20 protein-coding genes are annotated in these 24,580 nt (G+C 66.7%); 7 read left to right on the plus strand and 13 right to left on the minus strand.

The genetic code is table 11. From position 1 onward, the window contains the following. Positions 1-3 precede the first annotated feature (3 nt). Positions 4-1,161: an amine dehydrogenase large subunit gene (locus HWX87_RS17900; protein WP_176048355.1), complete on the minus strand. Its 1,158-nt coding sequence runs from the start codon at positions 1,159-1,161 to the stop codon at positions 4-6. A gap of 244 nt (positions 1,162-1,405) precedes the next feature. Between HWX87_RS17900 and HWX87_RS17905 the strand changes: the two genes are divergently transcribed. The 5 genes from HWX87_RS17905 (at position 1,406) to HWX87_RS17925 (ending at position 7,500) form a co-directional block, all read left to right on the plus strand. Beyond that, the gene (locus HWX87_RS17905; protein WP_176048356.1) at positions 1,406-2,368 is read left to right on the plus strand and encodes a helix-turn-helix domain-containing protein; all 963 of its coding nucleotides are present in this window, start codon (positions 1,406-1,408) and stop codon (positions 2,366-2,368) included. A gap of 120 nt (positions 2,369-2,488) precedes the next feature. After that, complete coding sequence (locus tag HWX87_RS17910) at positions 2,489-3,433, plus strand: GlxA family transcriptional regulator (RefSeq protein WP_176048357.1); 945 nt, start codon at positions 2,489-2,491, stop codon at positions 3,431-3,433. A gap of 483 nt (positions 3,434-3,916) precedes the next feature. After that, entirely contained in the window at positions 3,917-5,629 is a 1,713-nt protein-coding gene (locus tag HWX87_RS17915; RefSeq protein WP_176048358.1) for a M36 family metallopeptidase, read from the plus strand. Between the two features lie 79 nt (positions 5,630-5,708). Further along, the gene (locus tag HWX87_RS17920; RefSeq protein ID WP_176048359.1) at positions 5,709-6,962 is read left to right on the plus strand and encodes a M20/M25/M40 family metallo-hydrolase; all 1,254 of its coding nucleotides are present in this window, start codon (positions 5,709-5,711) and stop codon (positions 6,960-6,962) included. Positions 6,963-7,137: 175 nt separating this feature from the next. Further along, the gene (locus HWX87_RS17925; RefSeq protein WP_176048360.1) at positions 7,138-7,500 is read left to right on the plus strand and encodes a YbjQ family protein; all 363 of its coding nucleotides are present in this window, start codon (positions 7,138-7,140) and stop codon (positions 7,498-7,500) included. Positions 7,501-7,513: 13 nt separating this feature from the next. Here HWX87_RS17925 and HWX87_RS17930 read toward each other — a convergent pair whose 3' ends face one another. The 4 genes from HWX87_RS17930 to betC form a co-directional block, all read right to left on the minus strand. Continuing rightward, complete coding sequence (locus tag HWX87_RS17930; protein WP_176048361.1) at positions 7,514-8,764, minus strand: MFS transporter; 1,251 nt, start codon at positions 8,762-8,764, stop codon at positions 7,514-7,516. Positions 8,765-9,006: 242 nt separating this feature from the next. Then, positions 9,007-10,146, minus strand: coding sequence for a porin (locus HWX87_RS17935; RefSeq protein WP_176048362.1), 1,140 nt, complete (start codon positions 10,144-10,146; stop codon positions 9,007-9,009). A 258-nt stretch (positions 10,147-10,404) separates the two neighbouring features. Continuing rightward, on the minus strand, positions 10,405-11,370 hold the full coding sequence (choX, locus tag HWX87_RS17940; RefSeq protein WP_176048363.1) for a choline ABC transporter substrate-binding protein: 966 nt from the start codon (positions 11,368-11,370) through the stop codon (positions 10,405-10,407). 45 nt (positions 11,371-11,415) lie between these two features. Then, the gene (betC, locus tag HWX87_RS17945; RefSeq protein WP_176048364.1) at positions 11,416-12,966 is read right to left on the minus strand and encodes a choline-sulfatase; all 1,551 of its coding nucleotides are present in this window, start codon (positions 12,964-12,966) and stop codon (positions 11,416-11,418) included. A gap of 239 nt (positions 12,967-13,205) precedes the next feature. Between betC and HWX87_RS17950 the strand changes: the two genes are divergently transcribed. Next, positions 13,206-14,111 (plus strand): LysR family transcriptional regulator, encoded by a 906-nt coding sequence (locus HWX87_RS17950; RefSeq protein ID WP_176048365.1) that lies wholly within the window; start codon positions 13,206-13,208, stop codon positions 14,109-14,111. 260 nt (positions 14,112-14,371) lie between these two features. After that, on the plus strand, positions 14,372-15,256 hold the full coding sequence (purU, locus tag HWX87_RS17955) for a formyltetrahydrofolate deformylase (RefSeq protein WP_176048366.1): 885 nt from the start codon (positions 14,372-14,374) through the stop codon (positions 15,254-15,256). A 21-nt stretch (positions 15,257-15,277) separates the two neighbouring features. Here purU and HWX87_RS17960 read toward each other — a convergent pair whose 3' ends face one another. From HWX87_RS17960 to HWX87_RS17995, 8 genes are all read right to left on the minus strand, one after another. Continuing rightward, positions 15,278-16,270 carry a DMT family transporter gene (locus HWX87_RS17960; protein ID WP_176048367.1) on the minus strand — a complete coding sequence of 331 codons (993 nt, stop codon included), beginning with the start codon at positions 16,268-16,270 and terminating at the stop codon, positions 15,278-15,280. 167 nt (positions 16,271-16,437) lie between these two features. Next, complete coding sequence (locus HWX87_RS17965; protein WP_176048368.1) at positions 16,438-17,049, minus strand: TetR/AcrR family transcriptional regulator; 612 nt, start codon at positions 17,047-17,049, stop codon at positions 16,438-16,440. A gap of 226 nt (positions 17,050-17,275) precedes the next feature. Further along, positions 17,276-18,931 carry an APC family permease gene (locus tag HWX87_RS17970; protein WP_176048369.1) on the minus strand — a complete coding sequence of 552 codons (1,656 nt, stop codon included), beginning with the start codon at positions 18,929-18,931 and terminating at the stop codon, positions 17,276-17,278. Between the two features lie 227 nt (positions 18,932-19,158). Next, entirely contained in the window at positions 19,159-20,022 is an 864-nt protein-coding gene (locus HWX87_RS17975; RefSeq protein ID WP_176048370.1) for a glycine betaine ABC transporter substrate-binding protein, read from the minus strand. A 134-nt stretch (positions 20,023-20,156) separates the two neighbouring features. After that, positions 20,157-21,305 (minus strand): hybrid-cluster NAD(P)-dependent oxidoreductase, encoded by a 1,149-nt coding sequence (locus HWX87_RS17980; RefSeq protein WP_176048371.1) that lies wholly within the window; start codon positions 21,303-21,305, stop codon positions 20,157-20,159. Between the two features lie 29 nt (positions 21,306-21,334). Beyond that, positions 21,335-22,576 carry an aromatic ring-hydroxylating dioxygenase subunit alpha gene (locus HWX87_RS17985; protein WP_176048372.1) on the minus strand — a complete coding sequence of 414 codons (1,242 nt, stop codon included), beginning with the start codon at positions 22,574-22,576 and terminating at the stop codon, positions 21,335-21,337. 52 nt (positions 22,577-22,628) lie between these two features. Beyond that, complete coding sequence (locus HWX87_RS17990; protein WP_176048373.1) at positions 22,629-23,414, minus strand: electron transfer flavoprotein subunit beta/FixA family protein; 786 nt, start codon at positions 23,412-23,414, stop codon at positions 22,629-22,631. Next, positions 23,411-24,580, minus strand: coding sequence for an electron transfer flavoprotein subunit alpha/FixB family protein (locus HWX87_RS17995; protein ID WP_176048374.1), 1,170 nt, complete (start codon positions 24,578-24,580; stop codon positions 23,411-23,413). Before HWX87_RS17995 ends, HWX87_RS17990 begins: the two co-directional genes overlap by 4 nt.

Genomic DNA, 24,580 nt, shown 5'->3' on the forward strand with positions numbered 1-24,580 from the left:
GCCTCACGGGTTGACGAGCAGCGACGACGTGTTGCCGATCTGCTTCTCGACGTTCTGCAGCTTGCCGGTGCGCGCATCCATCACGACGAGGTCGGACGTCGCCGTCAACCCGTAGAACAGCGGCTTGTCGTCCTCGCTGACCTGGATCGACACGAGCGGATCGATCTTCTGTTGCGCGAGATCCCAGCGCGCGACGCGCTGCTTCGACTTCAGGTCGAACACCCACACCTGGGTACCCGGATCCTTGTGCGAGCCGTCGGTCCCCTTGTGCATCAGCACGTAGTAGCGGTTCTGCTTCGCCTGCACGGCAGTCTGCTGCATGCCGCCCGGGCGCCAGCCCTCGGCGCGTTCGGCGTCCGTCAGCAGCGGCCACGGCTTGCCGAACGCCGCCTTGTCGCCGCTGAAATCGGCGCTGCGCACGTTCCCGCCGTAGGTGGTGAACAGATAGTCGCCCTTGTACCGCGACGCGTTCACGAACGCCGGATCCTTGTCGACGTCGATGAACGCGTCCGACATCGTGCGCTTCGCTTCCTTGCCGTTCGCGTCGAGCGTGACGGTCAGCGCCTTGCCGCTTTCGCACAGCGCGGTGAAGCGGTCGTTGCCCGACGGATACGCCAGCACGCAGGCCGCCGTGTCGATCTCCGACAGCACCTTCTTCGACACCGCGTCGATCACCGTCATCGATGCGGCCGGCGTGATGTTCGCGACGTACAGCCGCTTGCCGTCGGCGCTGAACGCGGTGTTGTACGGCGACGGCACGTGCTGCCCGTGCTTCGGCGGAATCACGATCTCGCCCGCGTGATCGAGCGTGGTGTTGTCGGTCATTTCGACGACGTCGGTGCGCGTGCCGTGCGAGCCGCGCGCGAAGTAGGTCGTCGCGACGAAGCTGGTTTTATGGTCCGGCGAGATCGCGAAGCCGGGGCCGAAGCCGCCGTCGATCTGGCCGAGCAGCTTCTTCGCATCGGCGTCGTACACATAGATGCGCCCGTCGGTCATCGACGGCATCGAGATGTCGACGATATAGACCTCGTGCGGATGCCACGGCGGCATCTTCTGCACGACCAGCTCTTCGGGCTTTTCCGTCGCGTTCGCACCGCCGGCCCACGCCGCCGCGAACGCCAGCGTCGCCGCGAGCGCCGCGGTTCGTCGCCTTGTCCTCATGTCGCCTCCAGTTGGGGATTCACGTAATGTGGGGCGACTGTAGTTCGACAATAAATCCGGTCAGCACCAGGACCGGCAACGCGTGCGTGCCGATTCGGGATATTGGAAATGCGCGTGAAAGCCTCATGGCCACACGCCTTCCGACCCTCTGAAGAATGCGCGCGGAATAGCGCTCCCCCTTATTGCGCCGACCGCGCGGTCGGTTTAATCTTTCGCGGTCCTGCTCGATACCCCCGGAGGCGCTGTGTTCGTGTTTCACGAGATGTTCGACGACGCGGACCGGCATGCCGAGGCGCTGCGCGGCTGGAACCAGCGCTACGACCAGATCGGTCCGGGCTCGTACCGCAGCGCGGTCAAGCACGCGGTGCTCGACGGCCTGCAGCTGTTCCAGGAAGCCGCGAACGTGCGCATCATCCAGCGCGGCCGGCTGCCGCCCGGCCATACGGTGTTCGGCATGCCGCTCACCGGCTCGGGCGCGTTCGCGTTCGGCGGTGCGCGTATCGAACGCGGCACGATGGTGATGGCGCGCGGCGGCGCACCGTTCGAACTACATTCGCCCGACGACATGTCGCTGATCGGCGTCGTCGTCGATGCCGAGCTGCTGCAGCAGGTCGAGGATGCGGCCGATGTGCGGCTCGACGATACGACGCTGCGGCGCGGCGTCGTCGACATGCCGACCGCCGTGCTGATGCGCGCGAGCGTGCAGATCGCGACGCAGCTCGAACGCGTGCTGTCCTCGCCCGATACGTACGCCGACGCACGCGTGCAGCGCGAGTTGCGCGGCGAAGTCGGCAACGTGCTCGTCGATCTCCTCACGTACCGGATGCCCGCGCCGTCGAACCGGCTCACGCACGCATGCCGCGCCGACATCGTGCGCCGCGTGCACGACTACGTGATCGAGCACCCGGAAGCGCCCATCGACGTGCTGAGCCTGTGCGCGCAGTTGCGCGTGAGCCGGCGCACGATGCAGAACAGCTTCCAGTCGGTCGTGCAGACGAGCCCGTTGCACTACGTGCGCTCGCTGCGCCTGTCGCAGGTGCGGCGGATGCTGCTCGACACGCGGCAGGCCGATCTGCCGATCAGCGACGCAGCCGCGCGCTGGGGCTTCATCCATCTCGGTCATTTCGCGAACGCGTACAAGGCGCAATTCGGCGAACTGCCGTCGACCACCGCGCGCCGTTCCGTGCGCGGCGCAAAAACGCGCTGACGCGCGCAAAACCCGCGATAATCTTCCGCTGACCGTTCGGCGCGTGCGAACCGGCGCGTGCCGGCCCGATCGCCGCCCCGGGCGATACGTGACGACCACCGGATTCGATCCCCTGCCCCGATGCCCGAGGATTTCCACTTCCTGTTGCTGCCCGGCTTCTCCGCGCTCGGCTTCATGTCGGCGGTCGAGCCGCTGCGCGTCGCGAACCGCTTTCGCACCGAACTCTATCGCTGGCACGTGATCAGCGCCGACGGCGCGCCCGTCGCCGCGAGCAACGGCATTCCGGTTGCCGCCGAAGCCGCGTGCGCGGACGTCGAGCAGGTCGATACGGTGTTCGTGGTCGCGGGCTTCGATCCGCTCGTGTGCTACACGCGCCCGCTCGCCGACTGGCTGCGCCGCCAGCACCGGCATGGTGCAACGCTCGGCGGCATCGACACGGGCAGCTTCGTGCTCGCGGAAGCCGGGCTGTTCGACACGTCGCAACCGCTCACGCTGCACTGGGAGGCGCTGGCCGCGTTCCGCGAGCGCTATCCGGGCCTGAACGCGACGCAGGAGCTGTTCGAGATCGACGACCGGCGCATCACGTGCGCGGGCGGCACCGCATCGATCGACATGATGCTCGACCTGATCGGCCGCCGGCATGGCGCCGACCTCGCGGCCGCCATCTCCGAGCAGTTCGTCGTCAGCCGCATCCGGCAGCGTTCGGACAGCCAGCGGCTCGAGATCGCCGCGCGCTACGGCGTGCACAACCGCAAGCTGATCCAGGTGATCGGCACGATGCAGCAGCACATGGAAAACCCGCTCGGCTCCGACGCGCTCGCGCAGGATGTGTCGATCACGCGGCGTCAGCTCGAACGGCTGTTCAGCGCGACGCTGAACGACACGCCGACGCACTTCTACCTGAACCTGCGCCTCGATCGCGCGCGCGAACTGCTGCAGCAGACCGACATGAGCATCACGTCGGTGTGCGTCGCATGCGGGTTCGAATCGCCGTCGCATTTCTCGCGCACGTATCGCACGCGATTCGGCGTGAGCCCGCGCAGCGACCGGCGTGCGACGCGCTGATCGTCGCGCGTTTTAATCACAATCCGGCGCGGTATTACGCGTTCCGGCAGCGTTTCCCGCCGCTCGCTGAACAATGCCGGCGATTGATCTGCCAACCGAAGCGACCGTCGAAAATAAATTGGAATGTCGTTGAAAATATTCTGTAACATATCAAAAAAAGTTAGATAGGCAGCCTAACGACATGCATGCCGCATTCCGGCGGGCTGCCAACCGATATCGATTCGATCCGAGGGGTATGACATGACGATGCTTGCTTCGCCGTCGCCGCACCTGCCTGCCGTTCGCATCCCTTCACGCGCGTCCCCCGCGTCCCCCTCTTCGCCCGCCTGTTTCTTTTCGACCTGACATTTAGGGCTCCTTAGTCAGTCGACACTCCCAACACCGCTTCGCCGCACCGGTTCCATCGAACCGGCGCGCGGGCCGTGTCGTGCCTGCGCGCCACGAGCGCGCGGGCGTGTTCAACCGTTGAGATGAGGATCACGTATGCAGACATCACGCAAAGCATTGCCGCTCGCCCTGGGTCTCGCGCTCGGTTTCGGCATCGTCGGCGGCACCCTGGCCGATACGAAAGTCTCGAACCCGCAGGCCGCGAGCCTGCGCGAAAGCCTGACGCGCGGCGTCGCGCCGCCGGCCGCGAAGGCCGATACGGCCGCCGGGCAGTACCGCGCGGACGGCGTCGCCGTCACGCTGTACAACCCGGCCTATCGCGTCAAGAAGACCGCCTCGACACCCGCCGCGACCGCACGCGACTTCGTCGCGTCGCAGGCGACACAACTCGGGCTCGACCCGGCCGCGCTCGCGAGTCTCGTCGTCGCGTCGGAACGCAACGATGCCGACTTCACCGTCGTGCGCCTGCAGCAGCAGGCCGCCGGACTGCCCGTGTACGGCAGCGACATCGCGGTGACGGTCGCGAAGGACGGCCGCATCCTGTACGTCGCGAGCAACACGATCAACGGCGTGGTCGCGACGACGCGCAAGTCGCAGGCCGTCGACCAGCAGCAGGCGCTCGACCGCGCCCGTGCGTATCTCGGCGTGAGCGGCTTCACGAATCTCGATGCGCAGCTCGTCGCGTTCGTCGACAAGGCCGGCACGCACACCGCGTGGAAGGTGCGCGGCCGCCCGCAGGACGGCCCGAAGGGCGACTGGGAACTGCTGATCGATTCGGGCAGCGGCGAAGTGCTGCGCGCCGAGGACAAGGCGTTCTATGCGACCGACGGCACCGGCTTCGTGTTCCGGCCCGATCCGCTTTCGCCGACCAAGAGCAGCTACGGCAGCACCGGCTACAAGGACAACAACGACGGCGATTCGACGCAGCTCACGGCCGCGCGCGTGCGCGTGACGCTGAAGGATGTCGCGCAGTCCGGCTCGCGCTACACGCTGACGGGCCCGTACGCGGCGTGCATCGATTTCGATGCGCCGCTCGACAACGCATGCCCGTCGCAATCGACGCCCGCGTTCGAGTTCACGCGCGGCAACCTGTATTTCGAGGCCGTGAACGCGTACTACCACATCGACACGTTCCTGCGTTACGTGAACCAGACGCTCGGCATCAAGGCGCTGCCGTATCAGTACACGGGCGGCGTGCAGTACGACCCGCACGGCGAATCGGGCGACGACAACTCGTCGTACTCGTCGAGCAGCGGCCGGCTGACCTTCGGCCAGGGCGGCGTCGACGACGCGGAAGACGCGGACGTCGTGATCCACGAGCTCGGCCACGGCATCCACGACTGGGTGACGAACGGCGGCCTGTCGCAACAGGAAGGCTTGTCGGAAGGCACCGGCGACTATCTCGCCGCCGCGTACAGCCGCGACTTCAACCAGTGGAGCCCGTCGGATGCGCAGTACCACTGGGTCTACAACTGGGACGGCCACAACGAATACTGGGGCGGCCGCGTGACCAACTGGAACGTCGGGCGCACGTATGCGCAGGCGCGCGGCGCGGAGATCCATACGGCCGGCCAGTACTGGGCGTCGTGCAACCTCGTCGCGCGCGATGCGATCGGCGCGCAGGCGATGGACAAGGCGTTCCTGAAGGGGCTGTCGATGACCAACAGCTCGACCAACCAGAAGGCCGCCGCGCAGGCCGTGCTGACGGCCGCCTCCGCGCTCGGCTACAGCAACGCGCAGCTCACCGCGATCGGCAACGCGTACAACAAGAGCTGCACGTACGGCGTGACCGTCCCGCAGAAGTCGTAATTCCGCAGCAGGCGGGAGCGCGGCGCACGACCTGCGGCGCGCTCCCTTCATCGACATCGCCATCCTCACGAGATCGAACATGCCTACTCTGAAACTCACCCGCCTGAGCGCCGCGCTGGGCGGCATGCTGCTGACCGCCGCCGCTCACGCGGCACCCGTCTGGATCACGCTCGGCGACACCGCGTTCCGCCAGCTTCAGCGCATCGATGCAAGCGCCACCGCGCAATACAGCACGACCGTCGACGCCGGCAAGACGGCCGACGGCGCCGCGCGTCGCGAAACCGTCCACGTCGTCGAGATCGACGATTCACGGCTCGGCGAGCTGGCTCATGCCGTCCACCATACGCGCGGCCACGGGCCCGGCTACGTCGTGCACGACTCGTTCGACGAAGCGCGACAGGCGCTGCAGCCGTTGCCGGCGACACTCGCGAAACAGGCCGCGGCGCCTGCGTACAAGGTATCGAACGCACCGCAGATCGGTACCTGGATCCAGCAGCTGCAGGCCAGCAACATCGTCGGCACGATCACGTCGCTGTCCGGCTTCACGAACCGCTACTACACGACGTCGCACGGCGTCGCTGCGTCGGACTGGCTTGCGCTGCAGTGGAAACAGCTGGCCGGCTCGCGCGCCGACATCACTGTCGAGCAGTTCACGCATACCGGTTTTCCGCAGAAATCCGTGATCCTGACGATCCGCGGCAGCGATCCTGCCGCCGGCACGATCGTGCTCGGCGGCCACCTCGATTCGACGGTCGGCCGCACGACGGAGAACACGCGCTCGCCCGGCGCGGACGACGACGCGTCGGGCATCGCGAGTCTCACCGAAGCGCTGCGCGTGCTGCTCGCGAACGACTACCGGCCGAAACGGACGATCAAGTTCGTCGGGTATGCGGCCGAGGAAGCCGGCCTGCTCGGCTCGAAGGCGATCGCGAAGCAGTTCCGCACGCAGAACGCGAACGTGGTCGGCGTGCTGCAGCTCGACATGACGAACTACAAGGGCGATCCGAAGGATATCTACCTGATCACCGACTACACGAACGCGGCGCAGAACACGTACTTGACGAATCTGGCGAAGACCTACCTTCCGGAACTCGCGATCGGCACGTCGCAGTGCGGGTATGCGTGCTCGGATCACGCGTCGTGGAATGCGCAGGGCTATCCGGCATCGTTCCCGTTCGAGGCCGACCAGAACGACAGCCCGTACATCCATACGGTGAACGACACGCTGGAGAACTCGGACCGGCAGGCGAACCACGCGCTGAAGTTCGGCAAGCTGGCGCTGGCCTATGCAGTCGATCTCGGCGGGAACGGCGGAGCGACCGTGAAGCGCTGACGGCGCGCGGCCGGACCGATCGGCCGGAAATGGCGCAAGCGTGTGCTCGCGGTTTGCACACGCTTTCGTCACGAGGCGTTCTCCGCAGTCGCGGCGTTTGCCCCTCGTCGAACCGGGGGCGCGGGCTCGTCCGGATAGAATCCCCGTTCGACCACTTCGCTACCCGCTTCCCGCCATGACCGACTTCTCCCATTCCATCGACGATCTGTCGCCCGCGCGTGTCACGACCGCGTTCGACCTGCCCGGCCATACGACCGTTCGCTCGCTCGGCGTCGCGCAGGGCATCGTCGTACGCTCGCGCTCGATCGTCGGCTCGTTCGGCGCATCGCTGCAGACGATCTTCGGCGGCAACATCACCCTCTATACGTCGCTGTGCGAGAAGGCGCGCCAGCAGGCCTTCGACAAGATGCTGACCGATGCGCGCAAGCTCGGCGCGAACGCGATCGTCGCGATGCGCTACGACTCGACCGAAATCGGTTCGGGAGTCACGGAAGTCATCTGCTACGGCACGGCCGTACGCGTGACGCAGGACGCGTGACGCATGACACAAGTCACGCGTCGCGCTCGAGCGACTTCATGTTCGTGAGCTGAGGAAACAGCCGCATCCACGTGAGCGCCACCGCGACCGTCGCCGCGCCGCCGACGACGATCGCCGTGGGCGCGCCCCACCATGCGGCCGTCACGCCCGATTCGAATTCGCCGAGCTGGTTCGACGTGCCGATGAACAACGCATTGACCGCGCTCACGCGCCCGAGCATCTCGTCGGGCGTGCGCAGCTGCACGAGCGACAGGCGCACGACGACGCTGATCACGTCCGATGCGCCGAGCGCGGCCAGCGCCACGAGCGACAGCGCGAAGTGGCGCGACAACCCGAACACGATCGTCGCGATGCCGAACGCGATCACGCCGCCGAACATCGCGCGGCCCGGCCGCCCCTTCAGCGGAAAACGCGTGAGCCACAGCGTGCCCGCGAGCGCGCCGACGGCCGGCGCCGCGCGCAATGCACCGAGCCCCCACGGGCCGACCTGCAGGATGTCGCGCGCGTAGATCGGCAGCAGCGCGGTCGCGCCGCCGAACAGCACCGCGAACAGGTCGAGCGACAGCGCGCCGAGAATCGCCGGCTCGCGCCGGATGAACGCGATCCCCGAAAACACCGAGCGCAGCGTGACCGGCTCGCGGGCCGGCGGCGCGCTGCGCAGCGGAATCGTGCTGCTCAGCACCGCCGCGATCACGAATGCGGCGACGCTCGTGCCGAACGCGACGGGTGCGCCGACACCATAGAGCAACCCGCCGAACGCGGGCCCGAGGATCTGCGCGGCCTGGTTCGCGGAGGTCGACAGCGCGGTCGCGCGCGGCAGGTCGGCGCGCGGCACGACGGCCGGCAGCAACGACGACACCGACGGCGACTCGAACGCGCGGGCCGTGCCGACGATTGCCGCGAGCGCATACACGGCCGGCGCGGCCAGCCACCCTTGCACGGCGCCGAGCAGGAACACGCCGGCGGCCAGCGCTTCGACGCCCTGGCAAATCGTCGCGATGCGCCGGCGGTCGTAGCGGTCGGCCACCTGCCCGACGACGAGCGTCAGCGCGAACATCGGCACGAACTGCGCGAGGCCGACGAGACCGAGCGCGAATGCGCTGTGCGTGAGCGCGTAGACATACCAGCCGATTGCGACCGACAGGATCTGGAAAGCCAGGGAAGACATCACGCGCGTGCCCCAGAAACGCTGGAACGACGCGCGGCGGAACAGGTTCGCGGGTAACGGGGATAAAGGACTGGAGTCGGGCACGGGGTCGGTCATCGGAGTCTGGGCGGGCGGCGCTGCGCCCTGCAACCGTTCGGACAACGATGACGCACGCCGGTGCGTGCGCGCGACGACGGTGCGGACGCGGCCAAACCGCGATGATATGCCAACCCCAAAAAACGGGCCGTGTACCTGCCGTGGACCGGACCCGCCCGACGCACGGCAAAAAAAAAGCGCGAACCTCGGTTCGCGCCAAAGAGAGACCTCGCTGAGGACGTCGCCGCCCCACACCACCCCGCTCAGAACGAATGCCGCATCCCGATCCGCACGTCGGCCTGCGTCTGCGTCGTCGACGGCGTGAAGCTGTAGCCGATCACCGCATCGACACCCTGCGACGCGCGCAGGTAGTCGCCGGAGATATACACGTCGGTGCGCTTCGACAGCATGTAGTGCAGGCCCGCCGTGCCCTGGTTCCAGTGATGGCCTTCGAAGCGCGTGTGCTGGTAGCCCGCGATCAGGCTCAGCGCCGGCGTGAACTGGTACAGACCGCCGCCTTCATATACCTGCATGTGCGACGACTGGCCGAAACCCTTGATCGTCGTGTACGAGAAGTTGGCGTCGAGCGTCAGCTTGCCGATCGTGTAGCTCGAACCGATGCCGAACGTACCCTGGCTGTCGACGTCCATCGCCGTGTTCGCGAACAGGTCGGTGCGCGCGCCGGTCGCCGGATCGACGGTCACCGTCTGCTGGCCGAGGAACGTGTGCGTGCCGATCATCGCGTACGGGTCGAACCCGTAGATGCCGTTCGGGTTGTTCAGGCGCGTGTACGCGGCGCCGACCGAGAAGTCGCCCTTCGTGTAGCTCGCGCCCGCGCTCCATGCGCTGTTGCGATGGAAGTTGCCCGCGACGTTGCCGAACGAGTACATCGCGCCGAACTTGAAGCCGCTGAGGTCGTTCGACAGGAACTTCACCGAGTTCGGCAGGCGGTCGCCGTTGAAGCGGTCGAAGTCGCCCTGGTGGATCGCATAGCCGCTGCCCCACGCCGAGATGTTGTAGATCGACACGAGTTCGTTCGTGATGTCGAGCTGATTGCCGAACGACAGCGTGCCCCAGTCGTTCTGCAGGCCGACGTACGCCTGGCGGCCGAACTCGGAACCGCCGAAGCCGAGTTGCCCGGTGCCGAGGCGGAAGCCGCTCTCGAGCGTGAACACGGCCTTCAGGCCGCCGCCCAGGTCTTCGGTGCCCTTGAGGCCGAAGCGGTTTCCGTACGCGACGCCGTCGTCGAACTTGACGACGTGCGAGCCGCCCGTGTTGTTCACGTACGTGATGCCCGCGTCGAGAATCCCGTACAGCGTCACGCTGCTCTGCGCGTGCCCGATGGCGGGAATGCAGGCCGCGCATGCAAGCGCGGCGGCTACGGCAACTTTCGTGTGCTTCATTGTCGACCACCCTCCCTGAACCGTTCGATGGATAGAATCTCGTCCCGGCGCGTGCCGCGATGCGCCGGTGGATTCGAATTCAATACGCCCGCTGGCTTCGGCATTTCGTTTTTCGCAATAACGCAGCCATTGGCGAAAAATACAAACCCATATTTCGCATCACCCGTCTGAAGGCGACACTAAATGGTCACGATGCGACCGGTCGGGAAAACACGTAGACAGGCGGCGCGGTAAAACCGGCCGCCAGGAGGGAGGGAATCAACGACCGTCGAGGGCTGCGCGCACGGCCGGCAGGCCCGGTGCGCCGGCCGCCGTCGTCACGCCGTCCAGCCAGCCGGCGACCAGCGCCGGGTCGGCCTTCAGCGCATGCTGCGCCGCGAGCGCGGGCGACGTCTTGTTGTCGAGCATGTCGGCGATCATCCGGTTTTCGACGTCGACGGAGAACGTCATCTGCCGGAACAGCCGCGCAAGGTTCGCGCACTGGCCCGCGAACCCGGCGCGCGTGACGGTGTTGACCGTCGCGCCGCCGTAGTTCGGGCCGAAGTACGCATCGCCGCCCGACAGGTAGGTCAGATGGAACTTCGTGTTCATCAGATGCGGCTCCCAGGCCAGAAACACGATCCAGCGCTTGTCGCGCACCGCGCGCTCGACCTGCGTGAGCATGCCCGTCTCGCTCGATTCGACCAGCGACCAGTTCGCCGCGCCGAGCGCGCGGTCGGTGAGCATCCGCTTGATGTTCTGGTTCGCGGGCGCACCGGGCTCGATCCCGTAGATCTTGCCGCCGAAGCGGTCGGCGTAGCGCGCGAGGTCGGCGAACGTATGCACGCCGGCGGCCGCCACGTAGTCGGGCACCGCGAGCGTGAACTTCGCGCCGCTCAGGTTCGCGTGCAGCACGTCGATCGATTTGTCGTCGACGAACGGCTTCACGAGCGGCGCCTGCGCGGGCATCCAGTTGCCGAGGAACACGTCGACCTGCCCTTTCTTCAAGCCCTGGTACGTGATCGGCACCGACAGGTTCGCCACGTCCTGCCGGTAGCCGAGCGCCTTCAGCACGACGCCCGCCATCGCGTTCGTCGCGTCGATGTCGGTCCAGCCGGGCGCCGCCATCTTCACGTCGCTGCACGTCTGCGGGTCGGCCGCCCGCGCGCCGGGCGCCGTCGCCAGGCACGCGGCCGCGGCGAGCGCCGCGCCGATCCGGATTGCTGCATTGCATTGCCGTTTCATCGTCCGCTTCCTCCGTCGTTCGTTTGGGTTCGCGATGCGGGGCGCTCAGCGCCCGACGCGCGGAAAACGCGCCATCGCCTCGAGCGTGTCGAGTTCGATGTGATTGCGCATGTAGCGCTGGCTCGCGTCGGTGAACGGCTGCCAGTCCCACGCCTGGATGCGGCCCTGCGTCGTCGCCTTGTAATGAAAGCGCCGGCGCCGCTGGCTCGCACGCACCTGCCGGTCGAGCTCGGGCAGGTCCCAGCGCCGCGCGGCTTCCGCGCGGAACGCGGCAAGCACGTCGGCGGCTTCCGGCACGCCGGCCAGGTTCGTCAGCTCGCGCGGATCGTCCGACAGGTTGTAGAGCTGGTCGGGATCGAGCGGGCAATGCACGTACTTCCAGTCGCCGCGACGGATCATCACGACCGGCGCGACCGCGCCTTCCGCGAGGTATTCGCCGAGCGCGACATCGTGTGCGGGCGTGCCGCGCAGGTGCGGCACGAGGCTCGCGCCGTCGACGGGGTCCGGCCAGCCGGGGTCGGGCCAGCCGCCGGCCGGCGCGGCGCCGGCCAGGTCGACGAGCGTCGGCAGCAGGTCGAGGTGCGACACGGGCCCGCGCACGCGCGCGGCGCCAAAGCGGCCCGGCGCATGGACGATCAGCGGCACGCGGCAGCCGCCTTCGAAGAACGTCATCTTGTACCAGAGCCCGCGCTCGCCGAGCATGTCGCCGTGGTCGGACGTGACGATCACGATCGTGTCGTCGGCGAACCCGCACTGTTCGAGCGCGGCCAGCACGCTGCCGAACTGCGCGTCGACGTAGGACGTCGCGCCGTAGTACGCGCGGCGCGCGGCGCGGATCTGCGCGTCGGAAGGCGGCGTGCGGTCGTTCTCGCAGACGAAGCGCAGCCGCTGCGAATGCGGGTCGCTTTCAGCCGCATCGAGCCGCACGGCCGGCATGTCGATCTCGTCGTCGCGGTAGAGATCCCAGTATTCGCGCGTGATCGCATACGGGTCGTGCGGATGGGTCAGCGACACGACCATGCAGAACGGCCGCGCATCGTGCCCGGCCGCACGCTCGCGCGCGACGTCGTACAGCTTCTGCTTCGCGGCGAACGTGACTTCGTCGTCGAAATCGAGCTGGTTCGTGCGCACGCACGGGCCGGCCTCCAGCACCGAACTCATGTTGTGATACCAGCTCGGCCGCTCGGTCGGCCGATCCCAGTCGGGCACCCAGCCGAAATCGGCCGGATAGATGTCGGTCGTGAGCCGTTCCTCGAAGCCGTGCAACTGGTCGGGCCCGCAGAAATGCATCTTGCCGGACAGCATCGTCCGGTAGCCGCCCGCGCGCAGGTAGTGCGCGAAGGTCAGCGTTTGCGCCGGCAATTCGGCGGCGTTATCGTAGGCGCCGATCCCCGACGGCAGCTTGCCGGTCAGCAGCGAGAAACGCGACGGCGCGCACAGCGGGCTCGCGCAGTACGCGGCGTCGAACACCACGCCTTGCTCGGCGAGCCGGTCGAGCGTCGGCGTGCGCGCGACGCGGTTGCCGTAGGCCGGCAGCGCGAACGGCGTGAGCTGGTCGGCCATCAGGATCAGGATGTTGGGTGTCGGGTTCGTCATCGGCGTTCGTGGGGAAAGCGGTGTTCGAATGGAACGGCGCGCCGCTCGGGCAGCGAGACGTCCGGCATGACGGAAGCGGCCCGCAGAAAGTGCCACGCGTGCGCGCCGCGCTGGCTAGAATCGCGGAATGCGTTGCGTGGCGGCCGGGAAGCGCGTGTGCCATGCCGTCCGATGCACTATCGCCCGCCCGAATTCGCGCGGGTAGGCGTCCGGCCCTTATGGGGCCATTAGAGAGACTTATGTCGAAATCCGAACCGTTACCGTCGATGCAGGCGCTGCGCGCGTTCGAATCGGCCGCCCGGCTCGCGAGCTTCACGGCCGCCGCGCGCGAGCTCGGCTCGACGCAGCCGGCCGTGAGCCAGCAGGTGTACCAGCTCGAAGCCGAACTGGGCGTGCCGCTGTTCGACCGCAGCCCGCGCGGCGTCACGCTGACGGCCGACGGCCAGTGCCTGTACGAAGCGGTGCGGCTGAGCCTCGACACGCTGCGCGGCGCGACCGCGACGCTGCGCGCGCGCCGCGAACACGGCGCACTCACGATCGTCACCGACTTCGGTTTCGCGACCTACTGGCTGATGCCGCGGCTGGCCGGGCTGAAGCGCGTGATGCCGGACGTCGACGTGCGGGTGGTCACGTCACAGGATTACGACGCGCAGCGTGACCACGGCGACATCGCGATCCTGTTCGGCGACGGTCACTGGCCGTCGTGCACGGCCGCGCGGCTCTTTCCGGAATCCGTCACACCCGTGTGCTCGCCCGCGTTCCGCGATGCGCACCCGCATGTCGCGCGGGCCGACCACCTGCTCGCGCTGCCGCTGCTGCACGTGCAGCCGACACGCCCCGAACGCTGGCTGTCGTGGTCCGGCTGGTTCGACGCGCACGGCCTCGAACCAGCGGCGGCCGCGCGCGGCGTGACCTTCAACAGCTACGCGCTCGTGATCCATGCGGCGCTGCTCGGCGAAGGCGTCGCGCTCGGCTGGTCGCCGCTGGTCGACGAACTCGTCGCGTCCGGGCAGCTGGTGAAGCTCGTCGATGCGCCCGTCGTCACGTCGCGCGGCTACTTCCTGGTGCGCCCGCCGCAGCGGCCCGAGCCGGACGCGACCCACGTGTTCCGGCGCTGGCTGCTCGACGCGTGCGCGCCGGCCTGAACGGCCTCCGCCCGGCCGGCCGGTACCCGCCTGACGCCCGCTGGACCGGCCGCGCCCGCCCCGCCTGACGCCGCCCCCAGCGCCCGTTTGAAGCCCCGCCGCCGCCCGGCCGCGCTGGCGCGCCGATACCAGCCACACGGCGGGTTGGTTCTATCCGCGCCCAAATCGTCCTGATTAACTTGAGCCTCCCGCTACCCGCGTAGCGTGGCGCCCCGTCGCGCCGCCACGCGGGTTGCGTCCAATGACATCCGAGGAATCTCATGACCGCCGACTCACGCCCCGATCAATTCGTCCTGACGCTGTCGTGCCCGAGCGCGGCCGGCCAGGTCGCCGCCGTCGTCGGCTTTCTCGAGCGCCATCGCTGTTATGTCGATGCGCTGAACGTGTTCGACGACGATCTCAGCAACCACTTCTTCGTGCGCTGCGTGTTTCATCCGACCGATGAAACGCTGCAGATCGAAGCGCTGCGCCAGGAATTCGGGCCGATCGCGGCCGCGCTCGGCGGCGGCGAAGGCGACACGCAATGGGCGATCCACGACGTGAACGCACGGCCGAAGGTGCTGATCATGGTGTCGAAGCTCGAGCACTGCCTCGCGGACCTGCTGTTCCGCTGGCGGATGGGCGAGCTGAAGATGGACATCGTCGGCATCGTGTCGAACCATGCCGATTTCGAGCCGCTCGCCGTGCAGCACGGGCTGCCGTTCCGGCATTTCCCGATCACGGCCGATACCAAGGCGCAACAGGAAGCGCAGTGGCTCGACTTCTTCGAATCGAGCGGCGCCGAGCTCGTGATCCTCGCGCGCTACATGCAGGTGCTGTCGCAGGAAACGAGCGCGAAGCTCGCGAACCGCGCGATCAACATCCATCATTCGTTCCTGCCCGGCTTCAAGGGCGCGAAGCCGTACCACCAGGCGCATGCGCGCGGCGTGAAGCTGATCGGCGCGACCGCACACTTCGTCACCGACGATCTCGACGAAGGCCCGATCATCGAGCAGGTCGTCGAGCGCGTCGATCATGCGCTGCGGCCCGAGCAACTGCTCGCGGTCGGGCGTGATGTCGAATCCATCACGCTTGCGCGCGCGGTGAAGGCGTTCATCGAGCGGCGCGTGTTTTTGAACGGCGACCGGACGGTGGTGTTTTCGTAAGCGGGCGGCCACGACCGTCCGTCATGCGGACGCCGACGGTACGCGCACCGGCGCCGTGGCGACGCGCCGCGCCCGGCGCCGCAAGTACAGGTTGTTGAGAATCAGCGCGATGCCGGTCAGCGCGGCGCCCGCGATCTGCGCGTGATTGGGCACCACGCCCGTCGCCGCGGACACAATGAACGCGGTGATCGGCAGAACGTCCATGAACAGCACGCCGTTCATCGGCCCCAAAATCCGGTTGCCCGTCATCCACAGCAGGATCGCGCCGAAGCCGGCCACCGGCCCCATGTACGCAAGATGCGGCAGCACCGCGTGTACGGCGGCGAACGACGGCACCGCGATCCGGTGCGTGGCGATCAGCACCAGATTGACCGCGATGATCGTGGTCAGGCCGAGGCATGTCGTGAAGGTCGTGTATTTCAATGCCGACCAGCCGGTGAAGCGCGCCGCGCCAAACGTGTAGACCACCCAGCACAACGCGCCGACGACGATCAGCGCATTGGCCGCGTAATGCTGCGGTTCGTGCAGCGCGGCGATCACGTCGCCGCGCGTGATGACGAGCGCCACGCCGGTAAAGGACAGCACGACGAACAGCACCGATACCGGCGCGGGCGCGACGCGCCGCACCAGTGCGTTGAGCAGCAGCCCCATCATCGGCTGCGTCGCCATCATGATCGATGCGCTCAGCGCCCCTTCGTCGCCGGCCAGTTGCTGGCCCAGGAACACGAACGATCCGAACCCGCAAAAGCCGATCGAGCCGAGCAGCCACGCAAGCGGCACGGATTCGCCGGCCGCGCGGAATGCGCCGGGCCCTTCGACGATCCGCAGCAACACGACGAACGCCGTGCCGGCGACCAGATAGCGCAGCGACGTGAACGTGAACGGATCGATGTACCGCAACGCATCGGTCATCACCGGAAACATCACACCCATCAGGATCGTCGCGCAGACACATGCCGCGATGCCTTTCCCGTACGCGCTGGCGGCGGGTACTGCTAAATTTACGCCATTCATGACCGATCGTTCCCAAATTAATTGAACAACGACGCCGGTACGGCTGCGCGCAGCGGCGGGATCTCCTCAACTTCCTTGCCGAATCTGCCGGCCCTTCACGGGCTCGACGGTCGTGCGCCGAATACGCACAATTTGAAACCGATCATTCTCGAAACAATCAAAAAAAATCAGGTCAGCGCCCGCATCGCGATATCGACGATCGAGGCCAGTTCCGCCTCCGACGCGCTCGACTTGCCCAGCACGCGCATGCCCTGGACCAGGCACAGCAGGAACCGGCCGACCTCTTCCGGATCGAGATTCCGGTCGAAATCGCCCGACTGCTGGCCGCGCGCGATGGCGAGGCTGAATTGCGTACCGATGCGCAGCAGCGTCGATTCGATATACGGCCGCAACGCGTCGTCGCCGGGCAGCAGTTCGACGGCCGAATTCGTGATGAAGCAGCCGCGGCGCTCCGACAACCGTACGCCGATTTCCGTGTAGTACAGCAGCGCCTCCCTGAGCGCCTGCCGCGGCGGGAGATCCGCCGCGAGACGCTCCTTGAGCCGGGCGATCGCGCCTTCCGCGTAACGGTCGAACGCAGCGACCAGCAACCCGTGCTTGTCGCCGAACGTCCGGTACAGGCTGCCGCGAAACACGCCGGTCGCCTCGCACAGCGTGTCGATCGACGTGGCGTGATACCCCTGCTCCCAGAACACGCGTGCGGCGGCATCGATCACCTCGTCGGTGTCGAATTCGCGTGGACGCCCCCTGTCACGGGAGCCGGGAGAGGTCGGGCTCATGAGTCCGGATATTAGAACCGATCATTCCCAAAATCAAGCGGCCTCGCTCACGTACTTGCGCCGCCAACGCCGGCAAGGGTGCCGGCCCCGAACGACAAAAGCCCGGCCGGTTGCAAGCCGGTCGGGCTTCGTTGCTTCGTTGCTTCGTTGCCTGCCGAGAACTCGATCGCGCCGCCCGCCCGTGTACGGTTTCCGGGCGGCGCGCACCGTTACACGGCCTGACGCGTCACTTCACCCACGCGAAGTAATACGACAGCCAGATCGTCAGCCCCGCGCCGATCAGCGCGGCATACGGCATCAGGTTCAGCCACATCGCGCGCTTCGGCACTTCGAGTTCCATGTCGCGCTGCATCTGCGCGGGGAAACGGCCACGATCCTGCCAGTAGTGGCGGTAGAGAAACACCGGCACGATCAGCAGCATCGCGATCAGCCCGTTGCGCAGCGTGCCGTCGCCCTGCAGGTTCGCGCCGGCGCCGACATAGACGAGGTTCGCGTAGCCGCAGATCGCACCGCCGACGAGCAGCCACGTCGGGCAGCGGAACGGCCGATCCCAGTTGCCGCGATCCATCCGGTGAATCCAGCCCGACTGAAGATTCAGGAATACGAACAGCATGTAGCAGACGTTCGAGATCGACAGCACCGTCATGTAGTCCGACATCATCAGCAACACGAGGTTGAAGCCGAGATCGGTCCACATTGCACGCGTGGGCGAGCCGTGCTCGTTCACGTGCGACAGGTACTTCGGCAGCCAGCCGTCGACCGAGGCCTGATAGAGCGTGCGCGACGAGCCCATCATCGACGTCATCACGATCAGCAGGATCGACAGCATCAGCATCACGACGACCGCATTCGCGACCCACGCGCCGCCGCCGACGATCTTCGCCATCGCGGCCGCCACACCGGTGCCGTCGCCGATCGACGGATCGAGCATCGCCTGCGTGCCGAGCGCGCCCTGGAACGCCATCGGCACGAGCGTCATCACGACGAGGCACAGCGCGCCCGACCAGAAGATTGCCTTCGCGGTGTCGCGGCGCGGATCGCGGAATTCACGCGTGTAGCAGACGGCCGTTTCGAAGCCGTACGACGCCCAGCCGGCCATGAACATCGCGCCGAGCGCCATCGTGACGCCCTGCCCGTTCCACGAGCCGAAGGTCGCGGTCGTGAGATTGCCGTGCGCGTCGTGGCCCAGCGGCAGCAGCGGGAGCAAGTTCGACATCGGCACGTCGCCGGTGACGAACGGCACGATGCCGACGATCAGCAGCGGCGTGAGCGACGCGATGCCGAGGATGCGCTGTGTACGCGCCGCCTTCGATGCGCCGCTGTGCTGAAGCTTGAACGTGATGAGAAGCAGGATCGTCGCGATGATGAACGTCGCATTGATCCGCAGGGACAGACCCGGCTTGATGAACCCGAGATCCGCGATCTTGAGCTGCCACTGCAGCACCGCCGCGTTGGCGGGAAAGAGACTGGTGAGCGCATAGCTCGCCGCGAGGCCGCAGCCGAGCGCGAGCATCGGCGACCACGCGAGCCAGTTGCACCACACGGACACCGGGGCAATCAGCTTGCTGTAACGGACCCAGCCGATCGCGCCATACACGGACGCGCCGCCCGATTTATGGGGAAATAGCCCCGATATTTCCGCATAAGTCGCGCTTTGAATCAGCCCCATCGTGATCGCGGCGATCCAGATCGCCCACGCGGGCTGGCCGATCGTCGCGCATACGCCGCCGATCGTGAACAGCACGCCAGCCGGCACGCCGCTCGTTACCCAAAAAGCGTCTTTCCAGGTCAGGCCACGATGCAGCGTGTGGCCCGTCGAATCATGTGAGATGGTTGCCTCAACGTCACTGGTGCGGTTCGCACGCAGTCCTGCCTGACTCATCCAATTCCTCCTCTCGATCAGAGTAAGCGCTTCAGCGCTTACTCTGGTCCGATGCAAAGCTGTGATGACTCTGCACAAGGGCCGTAGTGTAACAATTTACGGGCTTTTTTGCAGAATCAAAAAAATAATTCCGGGATATGACCGCATCGCAGTGCGATTATTTCGTTATCCTTCCGATCAATCCCGGACTGTCTCTTCGTTATTTTATTGCGGCGAATCGTCGCGATTTACTGCGCGCCTTCCGTCCACGAATTCACGCGGTCCGCATGCGCCGCAATCCATGCGTCGGCGGCCGCTTCCGGCTTCGAGCCGTTCTGGATCGCCAGCATCACGCTGTCGATTTCACCCGGCTTCCACTGGAATTTTTTCAGGAACGCGACAACCGGCTTGGCCTTGGTTTCAAGCCCCGGATTCACGACGCTGTCGACATGCTCGGCGCCGCCGAACACCTTCTTCGGATCCTCGAGGAAACGCAGCTTCCACTTCGCGAACATCCAGTGCGGCGCCCAGCCCGTCACGATCACCGGCTTGTTCGCGTTGACCGAACGCGACAGCTCGGCCGTCATCGCGCTGCCCGAACTCGGCATCAGCGTGTAGCTCAGGCCGTAGCTCTTGATCGCGTCGTCGGTCTTGCGCATCACGCCCGCCCCTGCGTCGATACCGACGATCCGGCCGCCGAAGCTGCCCTTCTCCGCATTCAGGTCGTCGATGCTCTTCGCCTTCACGTACGCGGGCACGATCAGGCCGATCTTGGCATCGGGGAAATTCGCGCCGAGGTCGACGACCTTGGCCTTGTATTCATCCCAGTACGAGCCGTGCGTGACCGGCAGCCACGCGGACAGCGTCGCATCGAGATCGCCGCGCGCGACGCCCTGCCACATGATCCCGGCGGCGACCGGCACGAGCTGGACCTGGTAGCCGAGCTTCTTCTCGATCACGCGGGCCGCGACGTTCGACGTCGCGACGCTGTCGTCCCAGCCTTCGACGTAGCCGATCTTCAACGTCGGCTTCGTATCGGCGAGCGCCGACGCGCTCAGTGCCACCATCGCCGACAGTGCGCCGGTCCACATCAGTTTTCCGAACAGCTTCATGGTCGATCTCCTTGATATGCGCACCGTGCGCGTTGTCTCTCTAGGTTCTTCAACCACAAATCCGCGGTATCGTTGTTTTCCGACGGATGCTTGTCCGGGTGCGACGCACCCGGACAGCCGATGGCGGGTTTCGACTACTTGTCGATCACGAGATCCGACAGCGGCTTGCTGCAGCACAGCAGCACCATCCCCTGGTCGATCTCGCGCTGTCGGATGCCGCCGTTGTGCTTCATTTCAACCTGCCCCGACACGAGCTTCACCTTGCAGGTGCCGCACATGCCCTGCGTGCACGAAGCCGGCAGCCGCACGCCGGACTGGCGCGCCGCATCGAGCACGTGCTGCTCCGAGCCGCATGAAATCTCGCGATTGCTCTTTGCGAAGCTGACCGTGTACTGCTTCGTATCGGTGTCGGCGCCGTCAGCGGGCGGTGCGAGATCGGCGAGCAGTTCGTCGCTCGCGGTCTGCGCGAGCGTCTCGAACGAGAAGCTTTCCTCGTGATACTGCTTGCGATCGAAGCCGGCTTCGTCGAGCAGGTCGCGCACGGCCTTCATGTACGGCGCGGGGCCGCACGTGAAAATCTCGCGCTCCATGAAATCCGGTGCGATCAGCTTCAGCAGCGGCAGCGTCAGGAAGCCCGTGACGCCCGGCCAGTTCGTGCGCGCGCCGAGGCGCTCGACGACGAACGACGTGCGAAAGTTCGTATGATTCGACGCGATCAGGTCGAGCTCGCGCGCGAAGATGATGTCGTCCGGCGTGCGCGCGCTGTGCACGAACAGGATGTCGCGATCCTCCGCGAGATCATGGTGCGCGCGGCTCATCGACATCAGCGGCGTGACGCCCGAGCCGGCCGACAGGAACAGGTACTTGCGCGCCGGATGCCGTGCGCACGTGAACTCGCCGGCCGGGCCGAGCACGCGCACCGGTGCGCCCGGCTGCAGGTTGTCGTGCAGCCAGTTCGACACCTTGCCGCCCGGCACGCGCTTCACCGTGATCGACACCGTGTGCGGCCGCGCCGGCGACGACGAGATCGTGTAGCAGCGGTTGATCGTTTCGCCGTCGATGTCGAGCTCGAGCGTGAGGAACTGCCCGGGCTCGAACGAGAACGAGCGGCCCTGCGGCGAACGGAAGAAGAAACTCTTCACGTCGTGCGTTTCCTGCCGCACTTGGCAGCACACCAGCGTTTCCTCGACGTCGCTGGTCCAGCGCTCGGGAAGGGCGTTCCAGAACGCCGGGCGTGTGACCCGGCTGTCCGTCGGCTCGAAGTTGGCCGCATCTCGCATCATGTCTGACTCCGCTTGTACACTGCTAAGTACTATTCGCCGGTTTTTTCGGCGAGCCGGCCGATGTACCAGGCCGAGAATTTTTCGACGAGACCTTCCGTGAACGGCGAGTACGGACCCGGCTCATACGCGCTGCTGGTCGCGCCGCGCTGCGAGAATTCGACGAGCGCGCGATCCTGGTCGTTGGTCGCATTCCACACGGCCGTGAGGTTCTTCACGTCGTAGTCGATGCCTTCCTTCGCATCCTTGTGCACGAGCCACTTCGTGCGCACGAGCGTCTTGCCGGCCGACAGCGGGATCACCGAGAACGTCACGATGTGATCGCTCATGAAGTGATGCCACGAGTTCGGCTGCGTCCAGAACGACAGCCCGCCGAGGTCCGCCTTGTCGAAGCCGCCGAGCAGCTTCTTCGACGCGACCTTCGCATCGAGCGTCTGCGATTCGCCGTGACGATCGAGAGGCAGGCGCTGCGTGCGGAAGCCCGTCACGTCGAGCAGCTTTTCGATCTCCGCGGACGGCAGGCCCATCTCGGCCCACTCCTTCCCGCGGCGCACGCACGTTTCTGCAAATGCGTCCATGCCTTCGGCGTTCGCGTCGGAACGCTGGTAGCCGAAGCCGTATTCGTACAGCGAGATCGTCAGCTCCGGATGGTTCGCCACGCAGTGATAGCACTCGCGGTTGTTCTCCATCGTGAGCTTCCAGTTGCCTTCCTCGATGATGTCGATCTGCGCGGCGATCTTCGTGCTCGGCAGGTCGTGCGGCAGCAGGTACGGCTCCATCTCGGCGCGCATCTGCGCGAAGTCGACCGGCGGCTCGTCGGCGAGGCAGATGAAGATCAGGCCCGCGAGGTTCTCGACGTGCACCGACTTCAGGCTGTGCTTGCAGCGGTCGAACTTCTCGCCCATGTGCTCGGCGAACATCAGCTGGCCCGTCAGGTTGTAGGTCCAGCTGTGGTACGGACACACGATGTTGCCGACCGAGCCCTTGTCCTCGTTGCACAGGCGCGCGCCGCGGTGACGGCACACGTTGTGGAACGCGCGGATCGCCATGTCGTCGTCGCGCACGATCAGGATCGAATCGCTCCCCAGTTCCACGGTCACGTAGTCGCCCGGTTCCGGAATGTCCGGTTCGATCGCCACCTGGATCCAGTGCTGGCGGAAAATCGCCTCCATGTCGAGCGCGAAGATGTCCTCGCTCGTGTAGAACGGTGCGTCGAGGCTGTGCCCTTCCTTGCGCCGCTCGATCAATGCACGAATGTCTGCCGATACTTTCATCGTTTGCTCCGGATTCCTTGCATCCCTGGGTTCTTGCCGACAGGCATCAAAATCAGTAGTCGATGAGCTGATGCTCGCGCAAATACGCGAGGATCACTTGTGCTTTTTCGACCGAACTCCCTTCATTTACGACGTTGCCGCCGCGACTTTCCGTCGTCGTCGCGGACAGCATCCGGGCATGCCCGGAGCGCTTCTCGGCGGCGACCAGTTTTACGGGTTTACGCTCGACCGGACCGACCGTCCAGGCGGCCGCGTCGGCGTTCGCGCCGGGCGCCGCGAGCGCCGGCCGGATCGCGCCTGCGCGCAGCCGCGCATACGCGTAGCGCGGCTCGGCATTGGCGAGCGGATGGACGGCAATCACGGCCGGCAGCGCGGCATCGACGCGCCGCCGCAACCCTTTCGGCAAAAATTGCCGGACGGCCGCGCGACCGCCTTCGACCGTCACGTCGACGGCCGAGCCGACCAGCGGATAGCCGAGCGCCGCGGCGATGCGGTACGGCAGCATGCCGGTGTCGTACGCACCCTCGGCGCGCGTGCCGGTCAGCACGAGGTCGTAGTCTTCGATGCGCGCGGCGAGCGCGTGCACGGCATCGTCGCCGTCGCGGCAGGCCAGCACCTCGACCTCCCGCGCGCCGAGCGCGAGATATTCGGCAAGCGCCCCGTTCGCGGGGTCGCCTGCATGGATCACGTCGAGCTTCGCGCGATGCTGCTCGGCGAGCTGGCGGCCGGTTTCAAGTGCGGCCGCATCGTTGCGGCTGTATCGCGCGACGCCGCTGACCGGATGCCGGCCGATGGACACGAGCACCGCAATGCGTTGCAAGGGACGGGGGGCGTTCATGCGGCAACTCCTTCCGGTTCACGGGTGCCGACCGCGGCCGGCGATTCGCCGCGCGCGGCACGCGCGGCCTGCACCTGTTCGATCAACGCGGCGATCGTCGCCTGCGCGTCGCCCACCACCGTCAGGTTCGCGCGCTTCGCGATCGGCGCGCTGCCGTCGAGGTTCACCGCGATCACGTGGCGGCAGTCCTTGATCCCCTGCAAGTGCTGCACCGCGCCCGAGATGCCGAACGCGATGTACACGCTTGCCTCGACCGTCTTGCCGGTCGCGCCGACCTGCTTGTCGCGCGTGAAGTGACCGTTGTCGACCGCGACGCGGCTCGCGCCGATCGCGGCGCCGAATGCACCGGCCAGCTGCTCGAACGCGCCGATGTCGGACACGCCGTTGCCGGCCGACACGATGAAATCGGCTTCCTCGAGCGCGACCTGGGCCGCATCGATTTCGTCGAGGCCGAGATCGCGGTACGGCTGCGTGGCGTCATGGGCCGGGCGGATGAAATCGGCGGCGAGACGCTCACCCGCGCCGACGAACGGCAGCTTCGCGTCGACCGCGTTCTGCGCGAGCAGGATCACGTCGGGCAGCGCGCGCGTGGCAAACGCGCGCCCGGCCTGCGCATACGCGCCGACGTGCTTCGCGTCGATCTCGACGACGTGGGTCGCGACGCTCGCGCCGGCGGCTGCCGCGTAACGCCGGCCAAGATCGCCGTCGCCCGTCGCGTTGTCGGGCACGAACACGTGTTTCGGTGCGAGCGCGGCCACACAGGCCTGCAATGCTTGCAGTTCGCTTTCCGGATCGAACGTGCGGCGATCGAAGCCGGTCAACTCGAGCAGCTTGTCGACGCCGAGCTCGGCCACGTCATCCTTCAGCTCGCCGAACGCGAGCAGTGCGACTTCGGTCTGCGCATCGGCGAGCACGGCGGCGGCGGCGATCGCCTGCCGCGAATGGTCGTCGAGCGCGCCGCGTTCGCCGTGCGCGACCACCAGCATCACGTGCTTCGGATCCTGCAGCGCGCGGCGCGGCTTCGCGGCCGCTGCGCCATGGCCGTGCGCGGCCCCGTACGCGGCGTTCGCATCGGCGCTGCCTTCCTCGCCGAGCGTGATGCGCTTCAGGCCGGCGGCCGTGATGATGAACGGCCGGCGCGGATCGATTCGTTTGATCGTGTTCAT

The sequence above is a fragment of the Burkholderia sp. BCC1644 genome (assembly GCF_902833225.1).
Taxonomy (GTDB): Bacteria; Pseudomonadota; Gammaproteobacteria; order Burkholderiales; family Burkholderiaceae; genus Burkholderia.